The organism is Micrococcales bacterium (genome assembly GCA_009784895.1).
In the GTDB taxonomy this organism is placed as follows: domain Bacteria; phylum Actinomycetota; class Actinomycetes; order Actinomycetales; family WQXJ01; genus WQXJ01.
Genome location: WQXJ01000048.1, coordinates 1 through 15,402, shown reverse-complemented (window position 1 = coordinate 15,402; position 15,402 = coordinate 1). Strand labels below are relative to the sequence as shown.

Below are 15,402 nucleotides of genomic sequence, written 5' to 3'. Positions count from 1 at the left end.
GTTCGGGTCACATGCTGGATGCGGCACGCCGTATCCCTGGCAACACTTCAGCCGAAGTCATTGCCCATAGGCCCTGAACAGGCCACAAAAAACAGGCCAAAACCAACGTAACCTCAGTCGCGACCACTGGAAGCTGACCGCTGGCTGCTGTTAGGGCTCAGGTACTGGTTCGGGGTGCGGGTCGGGATCGGTGCCCAGTTCGTGATTGAGAAAGTCCAGGATCAGGCGGACGAACCGATCGGGATCCTTTTTTGGGAGCATGTGGCCGGCACCATCAACTATGGTCACCGTCGAGTTGGGTAAGGACGCCCCAATTAGCTCAGTGTGAGAAAGGCGGATGGCGTCGCGTTGCCCGGCCACGATCAGGGCCGGGGCCGTCACCACCGCTAGTGCACTGGGGTCAATGTGCGGTTGAACGGTCATCAAGGCCCACGTCTGGGCCCGGGCCCGGGCCCGCCGAGAGACCAATCCAGCCACACGCAGGGCCACCAGCCCAAGACGCAGCTGCACCCAAACACCGGCGCGCAGTCCAGCAGGAAAGAGGTTGGCCCCGTAGGTGATCAGTGATTTGATCCGGCCGGGGTAGGCGGCGGCGAAGGCCAAAGCAATGTTTCCGCCATCGGAAAACCCCACCAGGGCGACCCGATCCGCACCAAGCGCATCGAGCGCGCCGGCCAGGTCTTCGACCAGATGGTCGATGGTCAGTGGGCCAACTCCGCGCGGCGACTGACCGTGGGCCCGGGTGTCCAGCGCCACTACCCGGTAGCCGGGGGACAAAACCGGCACCATCGGGTCGAACAAGTGGTGATCTTCACCGTTACCGTGCAGCAGCACCAGCCACGGACCAGATCCACTGGCCTGCCCGCTTAGCTCACCGAACTCCATGGTCTGGCTCAATCACAGCTCAGCCGGTTTGCCAGGGGCCAGATCAGCCTCGACGCAGCTGGCCGTCAGGTCATCCGCCCGGCCCCTACCTTCGGCAGGGCTAGAAATCGACGTAGCTAATCCAACGGTCAATGTAATAGTCAAAGAGGTCATCATGCTCGAATTGGTTGATAGCCTGAAGCTGAGTGATGTGGATCAGGTGAGACTGCTCGGAGATGCCCAGGGACGCCAGAGTACCACTCCTGTCGGATAGCCAGTACAGGCTAATGCCATTGATATCGTAGAACGGCAAACAGAATCTCAGAGTCCCAATGCCTTCTAGATACAAGCGCTTCGCCGTTGCATCATCCGCAATCTGCGAGAGATCAAGCAAGCCAACTAGCGCGAACATAAAGCCGCTCAGAGAATAGGTGGGAACCGCGGTTGGGTACTCTTCATAATACGGGTGGCCCAGAAAATCTTGAAGAAGCCCACCGTCTTCGACCTTGACCTGCAGCGGCCGCATGGCCAGGCGGGCAGCTTCCAGGTATTTCGGCTCGTTGGTGACCGAATAGATACGCGTTAGCAGCGAAATAGCTTCGCCTTGGGCTGCCGCCGACCCCCAAGGGGCTTTCAGTGCCTCATGGCCTTCAATTGCATATTCGAAATCATAATACAACGCTCCGGTACCCGGATCCATGGCACTAACGAAATAGTCAGCCTGGTTGCGGGCTGCCTGCAAGAACAACTGGTCACCGGTCTCTCCGTAACCGTCGAACTGCTTCAAACCGTATTCTGCTGCGTGAGCAGGATGGTAACCGAAACCACTAATCTCGCTGCGATAGAAGAGCGCCACGCCGTTGGGATCAAAACCGTCAGGGGCTATGGCTTTTGGCGTCAGATCAAGGTAGCTGCCACTCGACTCGTATGGCGGTGGGTCAATTTCGGGCACCGATCTGAAGCTGTATGCGGGGCCAACTGGGTGGGCATTGGCCTTGAGTTCTGCCAGGTGGGAGGTCAGCCCGGCACTATCGTTGACGATCTTTGTGAGCAGGGAGTGGTGAGCTCGGTTGAGTTTTGAGTTGAGGACGTAGCCCCCGGCGCCGATGACCACCAGGTTCAAACTCAGCGCGACAAGCAGGGCGACCGAGAGCCGTTTCTTCGCCCTGCCGGAACCGTTGGCGCTGGTCTGTGCAGTGACCGCCGAAGACACCTGGCGCTCAGGTCCAGGATCCGGTGGTGGTTCTATTCGGTCCATTTCTCTCGCAAATCTAGGGCACTTAGACGTAGGTTCTGGGCTGCGGACGCCTGGGTCCGGACAGCCGGCTGATTGGCAGCCGGTCACACAAGGTTTGGCCCGAGCCTGCGGCCATCAGCCAGGCGCCGCCGGACCCCAAAAGGCCCGGCCACAGTGGATCCGACCTGGTCGTCATTGGGGTACGATACCCTACCTGGGATGTCCCCGTCGGCGGAATCCAGGTACGGTCGCTGTTCCACCGGCCAAGACGGTTAACCTTTAGGAGTACACACCGGATGAGAAAAGGTGCGGCTATTGCCGCGGCGTCACTCGTGGTGCTGGGTCTGGGCCTGATGACGACAGGTGCTGGTCTACTAAACGTCAAGCTGAACCGCCAATACCACGACCTGGTCGAAGAAATTGACAAGGCTCTGCCTGCCGTGGGGGAAACTGACGCGTCGCTGGCCAAGCCAGACAAGACGGCCATGCCTTACTACGACTTTGGCCCCGAGTTCACCCTTGACCCCGGGCCCTACGCACCCACCGGCAAGTACTTCAACTGGCTGTCTATGACCCCAATAGCCGAGGACAAAGATGACGATGGCGTTTTCCTGCAGTATCGCAAAGAGCTCGACGGGTTTAGCCATCACCCAGTCGCCATTGCGCAATACGGCCTGGGACAGTTCAGCAACTATATTGAGACGGGAGACGAAACCTTCCTTGAAGAGGCGCGTAATCAGGCCAACTACTACGTGAACAACATAGATCGGGCCACGGGCATGTTCAGTTATGATTTCGACTTCCCGGTAATGTACCACGAGACACTTGAGGCGCCGTGGGCGTCAGCCATGGCGCAGGGGCAGGCCATTTCACTGCTTAGCCGGCTCTACGCCGAGACGGGTGATTCGAAATACTTAGAGACCAGCGAGCTGGCGATGAAACCCCTGTCGGTTCCGGTATCCGAGGGCGGCCTGGTGGTTGATTTCTTTGGGCATCCCTATTACGAAGAGTATCCCACCGAGCTACCCTCCTACACGCTCAACGGATTCATGTACACGATCATCGGCCTATATGACTTCTGGCAAATTGCTGACAATGAGACTGCCAAGGAACTGTACGAGGCCGGGATTGATACTCTGACATTTTGCCTTCCGTTCTACGACACAAACGGCATTAGCCTGTACTGGCTCTCACACCTTAATGGTACCGGCGTGTCAGTCCACTACTTGGAGCGATACCATATTGTCCACCTAAGGCAGCTGAACCTGTTTAGTCAGATCGAGGACAATGAGGTTGTGAACCACTATCTCGAGAAATGGTTGTCGTACGCGACAGGTGAATGACCTGTCAAACTGGCGCCACGCTGGGGCAAATCAGACAGCATGCGGCTCAATAGTCACCAGCGCGGTGCGCGCCTGCTTGTTTGGTCAGGCTGGCTTGGGATCATTCACCAGTCAACTAGTGGCTGGTCAATCGATCTGCCCGGAACGGGGGTGAGCTTGGGCGTAGGAGTCCCACAACCGATCGGTGGTGACATGGGTGTAGCGCTGGGTCGTGCCAAGAGAAGCGTGCCCCAAAAGCTCTTGGACCGAGCGCAGGTCAGACCCACCTTCAAGTAGGTGGGTGGCCGCCGAGTGCCGTAGGACGTGGGGGCTGACCTCACCCAGGTTGGCCGCCGCCGCCAGGCGGTAGACAATCCGCCTGGCCTCGCGAGCGTCGAGCCGGCCGCCGCGCACACCCACGAAAACCGCCGCACCAGCTGTTGGCCGCTCAACCGCACTCAGTACTTGACCGCGGCCAGCCATTAGCCAGTCTTCAAGCGCCCGGGCGGCCGGTTGCCCAAAAGGCACCACCCGCGGCTTCGATCCCTTGCCCATGGCTCTGACCAGGCGGTTCGATAGGTCGACATCGCCAATATCCAAACGCACCAGCTCAGCCACGCGCAGTCCGGTAGCGTAAGCCAACTCGGCCAGAGCCCAATCCCGCACCGGAGCGGGCTCGCCCGCCGCGGCGGCCCCAGCCGCCAAGGTCAGCATGACGGCCGCCTGATCACGCGACAGCACCTGCGGCAGCCCCTGGGTTGGCGCCTTTACCAACAGGCGGCTGGCCGGGTCGTGGTCGATTAGCTCAATATGCTGGAGCCAGGCGAAGAAGGTCCTAACCGAGGCCACTCGCCGGGCCAGCGAAGCCCGCGCCAAGCCGTCTTCCGCCAAAGTAGCCAGCCAGGCCCGCAAGTCTTCGAGTTTGACCGCCCGCAGCTGGTCTGGCCCGTCAGGGGCAACCGCCGCCAAGCAGGTTGAGGCGTCCGCCAAATAGGCCCTGACCGTGTTGGCCGCCAATCCGCGGCCCGCAGTCAGGTGCTGGCGGAAATCAGCCAGCACCTGACCGGGCCACAATTGGTCGTTCACAACGATCAGTTTGCTCTGCTGCTAGGCCGCTCGGCGCCATATGCCACGGCGACGCCGCAAATAGGCCGCCCGGCAAGTCGCCGCGCCCAACAGGATCAAAGTAGGCGCCAGTACCAGGGCTCTAAGGGCGCCTTGGCCACCGCCGGTAAAAGCCAACTCTTCCGCGGTTACCAAAGTCGTTTCCTTGGCAATGCCAAAGGCCGTTTTGGCCTCCTTCACCCGGCCATCCGGGCTGGCCTCAACCTCCTCGACCCAAACGTAGTAACCGGCCCGGTGAACCGTGATGCCAGGGGTGGTGTAGTGCCCGTCACCGTCGACTTCTAGCTCGACCTGGCCAGCCAGCGGCGCATTGGCCGGCACCGCGGCACTGAGATCCGGCTGACTGCCATAGGGCCCATAGAGGTAGGCAGTCACCTTGGTCCGATTCGGTCCAAGGTTGGACACCACAAGGTTGTCGAACAAGGTGGCGCCAACTTCTGCTACGGCCGATGATGCTTCAGTTTTCACATCCGGTTGCCAGGGGACAAAGGCCGTCTCGCTGACCTCACCGAACCTTTCGACGGTGGCGATCATGACGCCGTCTTCCGGTTCAAAAACGGCCGAATAGACGTAGTAGCCACCCTGGGACACCACTACTTCCGGTGTCTCCACTACCGCCGCACCAGTTCCGTCCAGCACGACCGGCAGCTTGTAGCTAACAAACAGCGGCGCGTCCGCCGGCGGCCCACCAGGCACCACCACCGCATTTGGCATGGGCACATCACGCGGGTCATCAAAGGTGCCTAAACCGTCCAGATCACGCGTCGGATCGGTCGCGAATGGCCCATATAGACCGACTAGAACCATCCCGCGGCCATTGGGCTGGCCGCCGGTGATCGACAAGCTGTCGCTCAGAGGCGAACCCGGTTCGAGCCGGGCCTGGGAGACCAGCGAGGCCAAAGCCGGCCGGTAGGGCACCAGCGTGGTCTCGCTGGCTTCGCCAAAAGCCCCTGTCCAGCCCTTTGAGCCTTTCCCAAGCAGGTCAGGCGCGATTTCCTCGACCCAGACGTAGTAGCCATTGGCCTGAAGGGTTAGGGCGGTGGTCCGGCCAGTGGCCTTGCCTTCTGAATCGGCCGTCAAAGTGGTGGTGACGCTGCCAACTACCGGAGCACCGGCTGGTGGCTTGGCCGCTTTGACCGGCGGGCTGTCGAACGGGCCATAGAGCCTTGTCACCACCTGATAGCGGGCGCCAGGCGCTCCGCCGGTCAGTTCGAGCTGGTCGCTCAGCTCAGCGCCGGCTTCCGCCACCGCCTCGGAAGTGATGGTGGTGATTTGGGGCTCGAAGGGCACCAACGTGGTTTCGACCGCTTCACCGAACCCAGATCGGTACTCGCCGTAGACCTGAACTTGACCGGGAGGCGCGGCCACAGGCAAAGCCAGGCCGGTTAGGTCGGGCGCCACCGGGTCGCCGGCCGGACCAAAGCCAAAGACCATATCCCCGCCTAGTTCGCTAACTAGCACCAGGGCGTCGAGTGGGTCAGTGGTGAAGGCCTCGGCCTCGCCAGTTGCCCCACCGGCCAAAGACAGGCCGTACCAGCCTGGCCTGATGTCGCCATCGGGATCAACGAAAACCGACCCGGGCAGAACCGAGACTTGGCGCCAGCCAATCAGTCCGGCGGCAGAGGCTTGAGCCTGAAAACCGGACTGGCCGGCTGACAAAGCCACTACCGGCGCGCCCGGCGGCACGGCCGTAGGCGCGGGCACTGACGCGTCCTCGCTCAGCCGGCGCAGCTCGACCGTGCCGTCTAGGTCATAACCACCTGGCAGCCCATCGACTGAGACCCAAATATCCAGATCACCGGGGTCGGTGCCACTGGTCACGGCCAAAGCCCCGGCCGGTTGATGGACCGTCCGGCTGCCCGCCTTGAGGTGGGCCGTCCAAACGTAGTAGCCCCGCTGGCTGACTCCAATGCCGGGTGAGGTAGCCGTACCTTGGGCCGTCATTGTGGTGCTGACCGTGCCAACCAGTTTTGCCTGGTCCGCGGGCCAGTTTGGGCTTAGCGCCGGGGGCGTGGGGTATGGCCCCCAAAGCGAGGAATCGATCACAGCCGGCGCGGCCGTCAGATCGGCACCGCCAGTCCACAACTGCAGCTCGTCGGTGAGGACATCGCCCGCCTCGGCCCTGGGCTGGACCGCCCTGGTTGTGACGCGCAAGGCCGGAGCCGGTTCGAGCAAGAACGTCTCGAGATCCTCAGCGTAAGCCGAGCTCGTGTCCGGGGTCAGTCCGCTGGCTGAATTGGTTACTGCAATCACCCAGCTGTACCAACCGACATCGTCCGCGGCTATGACATACGGGCCAAACCTCAAGGCGGCCGCCCCCTGGGCGTCCAGGGTCACGGCGGTGGTAAAAGGCCCCGCCACCAGGCGAGCGCCGGGAGGCTGAGACTGGCTGGGCACCGGTTTGGCGGAGGTGGCATCAGAACTCAGCTGATACAAAGTGGCGCTGACGCTGACGGTGTCCCCCGGCGCCCCGCCGGCCAGCTGGACGGCGTCTTCAACTGAGTCACCTGGGCCGGCCGCCGCCGCCACCAAGGCAGTCGATTCGATTACCAACGGCGAGGCCTGGACCTCGAATGATTCGGCTGGCACGTTCCACGGCGCTGCCGCCGCCTGGGTGTATTGACCTGCCGTAGTGGTGACTCGCCAGGTGTACCAGCCGGCGGCATCGTCCACGCTGGGCGCGAAAGCAGGCACCGCGACTTGGGCCGTGCCGTTGGCGGCAAACGTCACCGGAATGGCGGTGGCCTGGTGGACCATAACCGCGTTGGCCGGCATAGTCGATGTGACAGCGGGTAGCGCCTGGCCGGCACTGGCCACCTTCCACAGTTCCGCCTTGACGCTGACCGTGTCGCCGGGCCAGCCGTTCTCAAGCGCTACCCGATCAGCCACACCCTGGCCAAATTGGACACCGCCGGTGGCGGTCGACTGGGTGGTGATAGTTGGTGTACGAGCCCCGACGGACAAAGCCGACCGGCCGGCGGTCGCTGGCGTCGCCGGCGCCGCCCCGATCGAAGTTTGGTGGCCCGATTCGGTGAAGACACTGATCCCGTTGCCGGGGTAGACAGCTTTGGTGGTGCCGTTGATCTGCCAGGCTCCAAGTCCTAAATAGGAGACGATAACCGGGCGGGCGGCGTTGGTCACAGCCTGAACCGTCAAGCTGGCTGTGCCGCTGTCTTTGAAAACTGCCTTGCCCGTCCCGCTGGTGCGGGTCAGCGTCAAGGTCACTGCGCCGGCCAGGCGGTGACGCCCGTTGGCTGTGAGAACCTCAACGCTGTACTGGTATTCGTGCCTGGCCAGGTCGCCCTTGACCGCCTTGATGACCACCTTAGGTACGCCGGAATACTCCTTGGCCTCGGCTCTTAGCTGGTTCGCCCGCGTCACAATGGCCGCCGGCGTGTTCTTGACCACTAGCGCCCGGGCGGCCGCCCCGCTAATACCGTTGCCGCTGTCATAAGAGGCGTGGGCCAGGTAGGACAGAGCCTGCGGGTTGTTTTGGGCGGCATTGTTCTGGAATCTTGTGATCAAATATCCCATCTCACCATTGAAACCGCCGGTTTGGACCGCCTGCAAACGCGGGTTGACCGGTGTGGCGGCCCCAGCGGTTATGCAGAAGACATACGGACCGGCCGCTTTGGTGGCGGCGTTCATCGAGATCAGGCGCCCCAAATAGGTGCCGCCGTTTGAGTTGCCAAAGTTGCCCGGAACCCAGGTGTAGGGCGCCACCAGCCCAGCCGGTACCGCTGCGGCGGTGGTGGTGTCCATCATCAGTCCGATGCCGGCTGCCGCAGCCGCGACCAAACTCACCAAGGCGGTGGTCCGGCGCCCCCGGGTCTTGTTGGCGCCTCGGTTCTGCCGGCTTGATTTGGCCAGCGCGGAACGCTGACCTGTGCGAACGCGGTATTGCGGACTACTGGCTGGGCCTGACCGGCGGCCAGAGCTGTGCCGGCGGCCAGAGCTGTGCCGGCGGCCAGAGCTGTGCCGGCGGCCTGGTCCTCGCAGCGCCGGACTGGTGGCCCGGTGGGATCGTGACCGGTTCCGGCGGGGATTAGGCGTGTCTTGAGCTTGCATCAGGGTTCCTATCTGTGGGCGAGCTTGGCTTGGGGTTGGTGACGGCGCCACAAGCCGCCAGTGTTGGCGGCCCTGGTTGATCTTTCGAGGCGGCTCAAGGCGGCCAGGACCTGGCTGACATCCAGGCCGGAGGACTTGACCAACTGGCTGACGCTGGCGGCACCACGCAACGGCAAGGCGTCGAAGACACGGCGCTCGGGCAGAGACAGGCCGTCAAGGGGCCCGGAGGGACAGGCAGTCATGGGTTCGGGGGCCTGGCTAATGGCGGCGCTGAGCTCGATTAGTTGAGCTGCGTCACCGACCAGAGTGGCTATGCCCTCGCGGATCAGTCGATGGCAACCGGCTGAGGCGGCCGAGGTCACCGGCCCGGGCACGGCCCCTACCGGCCGCAGCAGTTCAGCCGCGGTGCTGGCGGTGCGGTGGGCCCCAGATCGCCAGCCAGCCTCGACCACTAGCGTGGCGGCGGTCATGGCCGCCATCAGACGATTTCTCTCTAGGAAGCGTTCGCGCCTTGGGGCTGAGCCAGGCGGCACCTCCGAAATGACCGCGCCACTGGCCGCCACCTCTTTGAGCAGGTCTTCGTGAGCTGCCGGGTACAGTCGGTCGACTCCGCCGGCCATAACGGCAACCGTGCGGCCGCCGGCCGCCAGGGCGGCGCGGTGGGCGGCCGCGTCTATGCCAAAGGCGCCACCGGAGACGACCGTGGTCCCGGCTGCCACCAGCCCGCTAACCAGCGAGAAGGTCACAGTCTCGCCGTAGTGGGTGCAGGCCCTGGCCCCAACCACGGCAACCGAGCGGCCCCACAACTGTTCGAGCGGGGCCTCGGCCCCGCCAAGCACCCACAAACTCAGCGGGGCCGCCAGCCCTAGGTCTTCGAAACCGGCCGGCCAGGCCGGACAATCGGGGGTGATGAAACGGCCGCCGAGGCGGTGAAGCACTTTCAGTTCACGCCGTGGATCTAGGCCCTCCAACCGGCCCGACCACCGTTTCATGGCCCGCTCCAGGCCACCGCCGCTCTGGGCGGAGTCTGGCTTTCTTTGGGTCACCAGCCAGCGCAGGGCCTCGACCGGCCCGACCCCGCGAACTAGTCGAACGGCGTCTTGGTCGCCTGGCTCGGCTAGGCGGCTCCAGGCCGCCAGCGCCAAAACCGGGTCGTCCAGGTCGAATGGCAATCGGATCATGACACTGCCCTAAGTCTCAGCAGGAGGGCCAGGTCGAGATCGTCGCTGGTGGGGGCATCTTGACCGCCCAGATCAGCCACCGTCCAGGCCACCCGGAGCACCCGGTCCGCACCTCGCAGTGACAAGTAACCTTGGTCCAGCGACCGGCGCAGGGTTTTGTCGATGTAGGTTCCCGGCTCGACTTGTGAGCGCAGGTAGGCCCCCGGTGCCTGGGAGTTCAGCCGCCAGCCCAGCTTGGCGAAGCGCTGGCGCTGCCTGATCCTGGCCTTGGCCACCCGCCGGGCCACAGCTGCCGTTGATTCGCCGCTTGCCGTTTTGTTCAGCGACAGGCCGCTAGCCGGCTCGACCCCTACAACCATGTCCATTCGGTCCAGCAGTGGTCCCGAGAGCCGCCCAAAGTAGCGTCGCTTGGCGATTGACGTGCACTTGCAGGCCTGACCTTGGCCCCAGCCCTGCCCGCAAGGGCATGGGTTGGCCGCCATGACCAGGTGGAATTCGGCCGGGAAACGGGCCATGCCGGCGGCACGGTGGATGACCACTTCACCCCGTTCCAAGGGCTGACGCAGGGTCTGCAATACCCGGACATTGAACTCTGGCGCCTCGTCAAGGAACAGCACCCCTCGGTGAGCCAAAGACACCGCCCCAGGCCTGGGCAGGCCAGTGCCACCACCAACAATCGCCGCCGGGGTGGCGGTGTGATGTGGCGCTTGGAAAGGTGGCTTTGTGATTAGACCGTCCTCGGCTCTAAGCACTCCAGCGACCGAGTGAATGGCCGTCACTTCCACGGCCTCGCGTTCGCTTAGCGGAGGCAGCAAACCGGGCAGGCGGGCCGCCAGCATGGTCTTACCTGTGCCCGGCGGTCCGGTCATCAGCAGGTGGTGACCGCCAGCGGCCGCAATCTCCAAGGCCTTGCGGGCCTCGGGTTGTCCCAGAACCTCGGTCAGATCCAGTTCTGGGCCAGCTTGCCTGTGTGGACGCACTTGGCCAGCGGCTGGCTCGACCGGCGGCACCTTGTCGACCTGGGCGCCAAGCTTTTGGGCTAGGTCGGCCAGAGAAACCACTTCAAGCACCTTGACGCCATCAACTAATTTGGCCTCGGTTGCATTGCCCGGAGAAACAACCACCCGCCGGTAGCCGGCGGCTTTGGCCGCAACCACAGCCGGCAGAATCCCTCGTACCGGCCGGGTCCGGCCGTCTAGGGCCAACTCGCCCAGATAGACCACCTTTTGGTTGCGTTCAGGATCGATCAGGGCGGCGCTGGCCAACACCGCCACGGCAATCGCCAGGTCAAACCCAGATCCGGACTTGGGCAGCGAGGCCGGCGACAAGTTCACGGTGACGCGATACTCCGGGAACTGCAAGCCGCTGGCGGCAAAGGCCGCCCTGACCCGGTCGCGCGACTCGCCCAGGGATGTGTCCGGCAAGCCGACCAGCACAAAACTAGGCAGTCCCCGCTGGACCAGGGCCTCGACCTCAACCACGTAGCCATCAAGGCCCATCAACGACACCGCCAGCGTGCGGCCAATCCTCGACATCAGCTTTGCACCGCCTTGAAATGCTGCAGGCGGTTGGGCCCACCACCGGTCAGCACTGCCACCACGTCGATCCGCACCTTGTCGACGCCAGGCCTGCGCTCAGCCAGGTAGGCGCCTGCCAGGCGACGCAACCGCGCCAGTTTGGCCGGACTAATGGCTGCGGCTGGTGAACCGAAGTTTAGGGAAGACCGGGTCTTGACCTCGACAAAGACCAGGCAGTCGGCATCTAGCGCAACCAGGTCAACCTCACCGGCGCGGCTGCGCCAATTCCGTTCGACCACCTGGTAGCCAATTGATTCGAGGTAGCGCGCCGCCCGCGCCTCCCCGAAGCGACCCAAGGCCTGGCGCGAGAGATCAACGCCGCCAGCCGTGGAACAGTTGTACATGAGCCCAGCAGTGTGGACTGTTGTGGCCAGGCCCGCATCTGTGCCTGTGGGCCATCAATTCATAGGATGAATCCAGGGGAGCTTGCGCCAGCCTTGTTTGCGGCCGCGGGAAGGAGTATGCAAAACCTCGGTCTGGCCGCGGGAAGGAGTATGCGAAACCTCGGTCTGGCGGCAGATCAGGGTTCAGGGACATCCCTGAAGACGTCGCCGGGATTGCGCATAACACCAAACCGGCTCAACGGCCAGGTCCGCAGCTGAGCCACGCCGACCACCTTGTCGATCGGCACAGCCCCTCTCAGCTCCTGGTCTTGATGGCCGCGCGAGTCATACGAACCGCTGCGGTTGTCGCCCATGGCCCAAAACGCGCCATCGGGCACCTTGACATCAAAAGCCTCATTAGAAGGCGCCATACCCCCTTGAAGGTAAGTCTCGTTCAGGGCCACACCGTTGACCTCGATTGGTGCGCCGTCGCCGGCACATTGCACATGGTCGCCCGGCAGCCCAATCACCCGCTTGATCAGGTACTCCTCTGAGCTGGTGGGAGCCAGACCAAGGGCCTGAGTGATGCCAAGAATCCAGGATTGGACGGCACCGCGGTCAGCCACCGCTGCCACATGCGTGCCCCAGCCGCCGGGGTCGTGGAAAACCACAATGTCACCACGGTGGATCGACAAAACCTGAGGGGCCAGCTTGGTCACAACCACCCGGTCTTGCTGCTCCAAAGTGGTCTCCATCGAGCCAGAGGGGATCCAAAACGACTGGATGATGAACGTCTTCAGCACAAACGACGCGGTCAGCACCACCAGCAGCGTGAAGGCCACCTCGGCCAGGATGCGTTTGGTCCGCTGGCTGGGACTACGCTTCCCGCCGGCGGACTGCTTCTTGGGCGGCCCGGCGCCGTGCTGGCCACCCCCGCGCGCAAACGACATTGGCCACCACCCTAGGGCAAGGACATGTCAGGCTTCGACAGCTCCTCGATGTTGACGTCCCTGAAAGTCACCACCCGGACCGACCGGACAAACCGGGCTGTGCGGTAGACATCCCAGACCCAGGCGTCGGCCATGGCCACCTCAAAAAAGACCTCGCCACCGGCCGAACGCACCTGCAAGTCGACCTGATTGGCCAGGTAGAACCGGCGTTCGGTCTCAACAACATAGGCAAACAGCGAGACCACATCGCGGTACTCGCGGTAAAGGGCTAGCTCGGACTCGGCCTCATAAGCCTCGAGGTCTTCCGCGCTCAAGGGGCTGACCTATCTTCGGCGTTTGGAACCTCGGCAAAGACCTGGCCCGGATTGCGTAGAACCGACCAACGGCCAATGGGCCAGGAGCGCAACTGCGCCACACCAACCACGCGACTTTTGGCCACCGCCCCACCGAGTTCTTCATCCATATGGGCCCGTGAATCGGACGAGGCCGCCCGGTTGTCGCCCATTACCCACAAGGCGCCATCTGGCACCACCACGTCAAAGGCCGTACCGGAAGGCGCGGCCCCTGCTGGCAAGTAAAGGGTCTCGTCGATGGCGACGCCATTGACGGTCAGCGGCTTGCCGGGGCCGGCACAGGCCACGCGGTCGCCGCTCAGCCCAATCACCCGTTTGATCAGGTATTCGGTGCCGTCCACCGGGGTCAAGCCAATCTCGGTGGTGATGGCGCGAACGACCCGGGCCAGGCCGGTGCGCTGTGGGTGAACCGGCTGATCCTGGACCCATTGCCCCGGGTCGGTGAAGACCACAATGTCGCCGCGATGGATTTTGAGCATGCCAGGGGCCAGCTTGGTCACTATCACCCGATCACCCCGCTCCAGTACCGGGTTCATTGAACCTGATGGAATGGTAAAGGACTGGATCAGGAAGGTCTTGAGCAGGAAGGACAAGACCAAGGCCGCCACCACCACAATGGCGACCTCGCGCAGGAAACGAAGGGTCTTTCCGGTTGGCGTTACCGGCTGTGTCTTGGACGACCCTTCCTTAGAGTGACGGGCCACTGGGGACAGCGAATCGTCTGTGGTTTCCGGGGATTTGGATGACACCTGGCTAGCCTCTCACGTTTCGTCTGCCGCCGGCGCGGGCAACGCCCAGGACAGGCGGTGCAGTATTGACGGGCCGTGTTGGACCAGCGCCTGGCGGTGGCCTTGAGAACCGTAGCCCTTGTTAGCCGCCCATCCGTAGAGAGGGTAGGTGGCGTCCAGTTCCGACATTAGTTGGTCACGAGCCACTTTTGCCACGACCGAGGCCGCAGCTACCGAGGCGCAGGCCTGATCAGCCTTGACTTTGGTTGTGACTGGGCCATAGTAGGGTGCGGCCTCGAGCTCGAACAGGTCTGGACCAGCCGAGAGCCAGTCATGCGATCCGTCGAGAATCACCTGATCTGGCGGCGCCGGCAGGGCGGCGATAGCGCGCCAGGCGGCCTGGCGCAAGGCCTTTGTCATTCCACCACCGTCAATTTCGCGAGGTGAGGCCCAGCCCAAGGTCCAGCGGCTGGCCCAGGTGTCAATGGCTGGCACCAAGACACTACGTTGGGCCGCAGTCAGCAGTTTCGAGTCGTTCAGTCCGGGCGGGGGTGACTTTTGGGCGGCCTTTTTGGTCAGGCAAACTAGGCCAACACAAATTGGGCCGGCCAGGGCGCCCCGGCCCACCTCATCGAGGCCGGCAATTGTCTGATGGCGCTCCAACAAGCTCAGCTCGAGCTTCAAGTTTGGACCATGGCTGGGCGGCTGTTGGCCAAACGCGTTCCGGTTCGACAACCTGGGCTGGTTGGCCGGGCCTGTGCTGGCCATGGCTTTGGCCCGGTCGTGACCGATGCGGGGGCGTTGGCCCACTGTGAGACGGCTAGCTTCGGGCTTCACGCCGCTCGCGGATCTTGGCGGCCTTGCCGTGGCGCTGGCGCAAGTAGTAGAGCTTGGCCCGGCGCACGTCGCCGCGGGTGACAACCTCGATGTGGTCAATTGTTGGAGTGTGCACGGGGAAGGTCCGCTCCACACCCACGCCAAACGAGACCTTGCGCACCTTGAACGAGGCCCGCACACCCTCGCCGCGCCGCGCGATGACGACGCCCTGGAAGACCTGGACCCGGGAGCGGGAGCCTTCAACCACCTTGACGTGGACTTTGACTGTGTCACCGGCGCGGAATTCTGGGATGTCGTCTCGCAGAGTTGGCTGGTCAACGGCGTCGAGCTTTTGCATAGCGGACGTCTTTCCCGTACGTGCCACAGGTCACGGACGTTTGCGGGCGGCCTCAGGCCGCATCTTGATGGGCGCAAATCCGGCTGGCCGGTGGTCAGATCCCCCTGTGGCAGGCGACTGCCCGGCAAGCCAATGGGACATTGTGCCACAAGCGCCATGTGTGGCCCAACCTGATGATCGAATGATCCGGCTCAGGCATCGAATGGGGCACCTACATCGTTATGCCTCATCGTGTGGGGTCGTTACACCAATTGCCGTCTCGCAACTGGGCAACCCACCTGCACCGCTGCTCCGGCCTACCTTGGTGAAACGGTGCTACGACACCATGCGATGAGGCGTTTTGGTGTAGCGACACCGCAGGCCGTTCTGGCTCACCACGACTGAGGTTACGTTTGGTTGAGTGTGGTCGGGTGGCGGGTTTTCGGGGCCTGGCCTGTGGGTTTACTTCGAGTGGCGGCTACCGGGCTGGGTGGATGCCTGGCAACATCAGCTGCTAGTGG

Annotated in this window: 13 protein-coding genes; 1 reads left to right on the top strand and 12 read right to left on the bottom strand. The window is 63.3% G+C overall.

What is annotated here, in order from left to right; all coding sequences use genetic code 11:
- Nucleotides 1-150: 150 nt before the first annotated feature.
- Both FWD29_08275 and FWD29_08270 read right to left on the bottom strand, forming a co-directional pair.
- Nucleotides 151-885 carry an alpha/beta hydrolase gene (locus tag FWD29_08275; protein MCL2803926.1) on the bottom strand — a complete coding sequence of 245 codons (735 nt, stop codon included), beginning with the start codon at nt 883-885 and terminating at the stop codon, nt 151-153.
- A gap of 100 nt (nt 886-985) precedes the next feature.
- Complete coding sequence (locus FWD29_08270) at nt 986-2,077, bottom strand: D-glucuronyl C5-epimerase family protein (protein MCL2803925.1); 1,092 nt, start codon at nt 2,075-2,077, stop codon at nt 986-988.
- A 320-nt stretch (nt 2,078-2,397) separates the two neighbouring features.
- Between FWD29_08270 and FWD29_08265 the strand changes: the two genes are divergently transcribed.
- On the top strand, nt 2,398-3,444 hold the full coding sequence (locus tag FWD29_08265; protein MCL2803924.1) for a D-glucuronyl C5-epimerase family protein: 1,047 nt from the start codon (nt 2,398-2,400) through the stop codon (nt 3,442-3,444).
- A gap of 126 nt (nt 3,445-3,570) precedes the next feature.
- On the opposite strand, the gene FWD29_08260 is transcribed toward FWD29_08265, so the two are convergent.
- The 10 genes from FWD29_08260 to rplS all read right to left on the bottom strand — a co-directional run bounded on the left by FWD29_08260 (nt 3,571) and on the right by rplS (nt 14,902).
- The gene (locus FWD29_08260) at nt 3,571-4,518 is read right to left on the bottom strand and encodes a tyrosine recombinase XerC (GenBank protein MCL2803923.1); all 948 of its coding nucleotides are present in this window, start codon (nt 4,516-4,518) and stop codon (nt 3,571-3,573) included.
- Between the two features lie 12 nt (nt 4,519-4,530).
- Nucleotides 4,531-8,352, bottom strand: coding sequence for a hypothetical protein (locus FWD29_08255; GenBank protein MCL2803922.1), 3,822 nt, complete (start codon nt 8,350-8,352; stop codon nt 4,531-4,533).
- Nucleotides 8,353-8,624: 272 nt separating this feature from the next.
- Nucleotides 8,625-9,797 (bottom strand): DNA-processing protein DprA, encoded by a 1,173-nt coding sequence (gene dprA, locus FWD29_08250; GenBank protein MCL2803921.1) that lies wholly within the window; start codon nt 9,795-9,797, stop codon nt 8,625-8,627.
- Complete coding sequence (locus tag FWD29_08245) at nt 9,794-11,332, bottom strand: YifB family Mg chelatase-like AAA ATPase (protein ID MCL2803920.1); 1,539 nt, start codon at nt 11,330-11,332, stop codon at nt 9,794-9,796. Before FWD29_08245 ends, dprA begins: the two co-directional genes overlap by 4 nt.
- Complete coding sequence (locus tag FWD29_08240) at nt 11,332-11,718, bottom strand: YraN family protein (GenBank protein MCL2803919.1); 387 nt, start codon at nt 11,716-11,718, stop codon at nt 11,332-11,334. The genes FWD29_08245 and FWD29_08240 overlap by 1 nt, the downstream gene beginning before the upstream one ends.
- Nucleotides 11,719-11,894: 176 nt before the next feature.
- Nucleotides 11,895-12,647, bottom strand: coding sequence for a signal peptidase I (gene lepB / locus FWD29_08235; GenBank protein ID MCL2803918.1), 753 nt, complete (start codon nt 12,645-12,647; stop codon nt 11,895-11,897).
- A gap of 11 nt (nt 12,648-12,658) precedes the next feature.
- The gene (locus FWD29_08230) at nt 12,659-12,961 is read right to left on the bottom strand and encodes a DUF2469 domain-containing protein (GenBank protein MCL2803917.1); all 303 of its coding nucleotides are present in this window, start codon (nt 12,959-12,961) and stop codon (nt 12,659-12,661) included.
- Nucleotides 12,958-13,749, bottom strand: coding sequence for a signal peptidase I (gene lepB, locus FWD29_08225; GenBank protein ID MCL2803916.1), 792 nt, complete (start codon nt 13,747-13,749; stop codon nt 12,958-12,960). The genes FWD29_08230 and lepB (FWD29_08225) overlap by 4 nt, the downstream gene beginning before the upstream one ends.
- Before the next feature lie 12 nt (nt 13,750-13,761).
- Nucleotides 13,762-14,538, bottom strand: coding sequence for a ribonuclease HII (locus FWD29_08220; GenBank protein ID MCL2803915.1), 777 nt, complete (start codon nt 14,536-14,538; stop codon nt 13,762-13,764).
- A gap of 10 nt (nt 14,539-14,548) precedes the next feature.
- Nucleotides 14,549-14,902 carry a 50S ribosomal protein L19 gene (gene rplS / locus FWD29_08215; GenBank protein MCL2803914.1) on the bottom strand — a complete coding sequence of 118 codons (354 nt, stop codon included), beginning with the start codon at nt 14,900-14,902 and terminating at the stop codon, nt 14,549-14,551.
- Between the last annotated feature and the right edge of the window lie 500 nt (nt 14,903-15,402).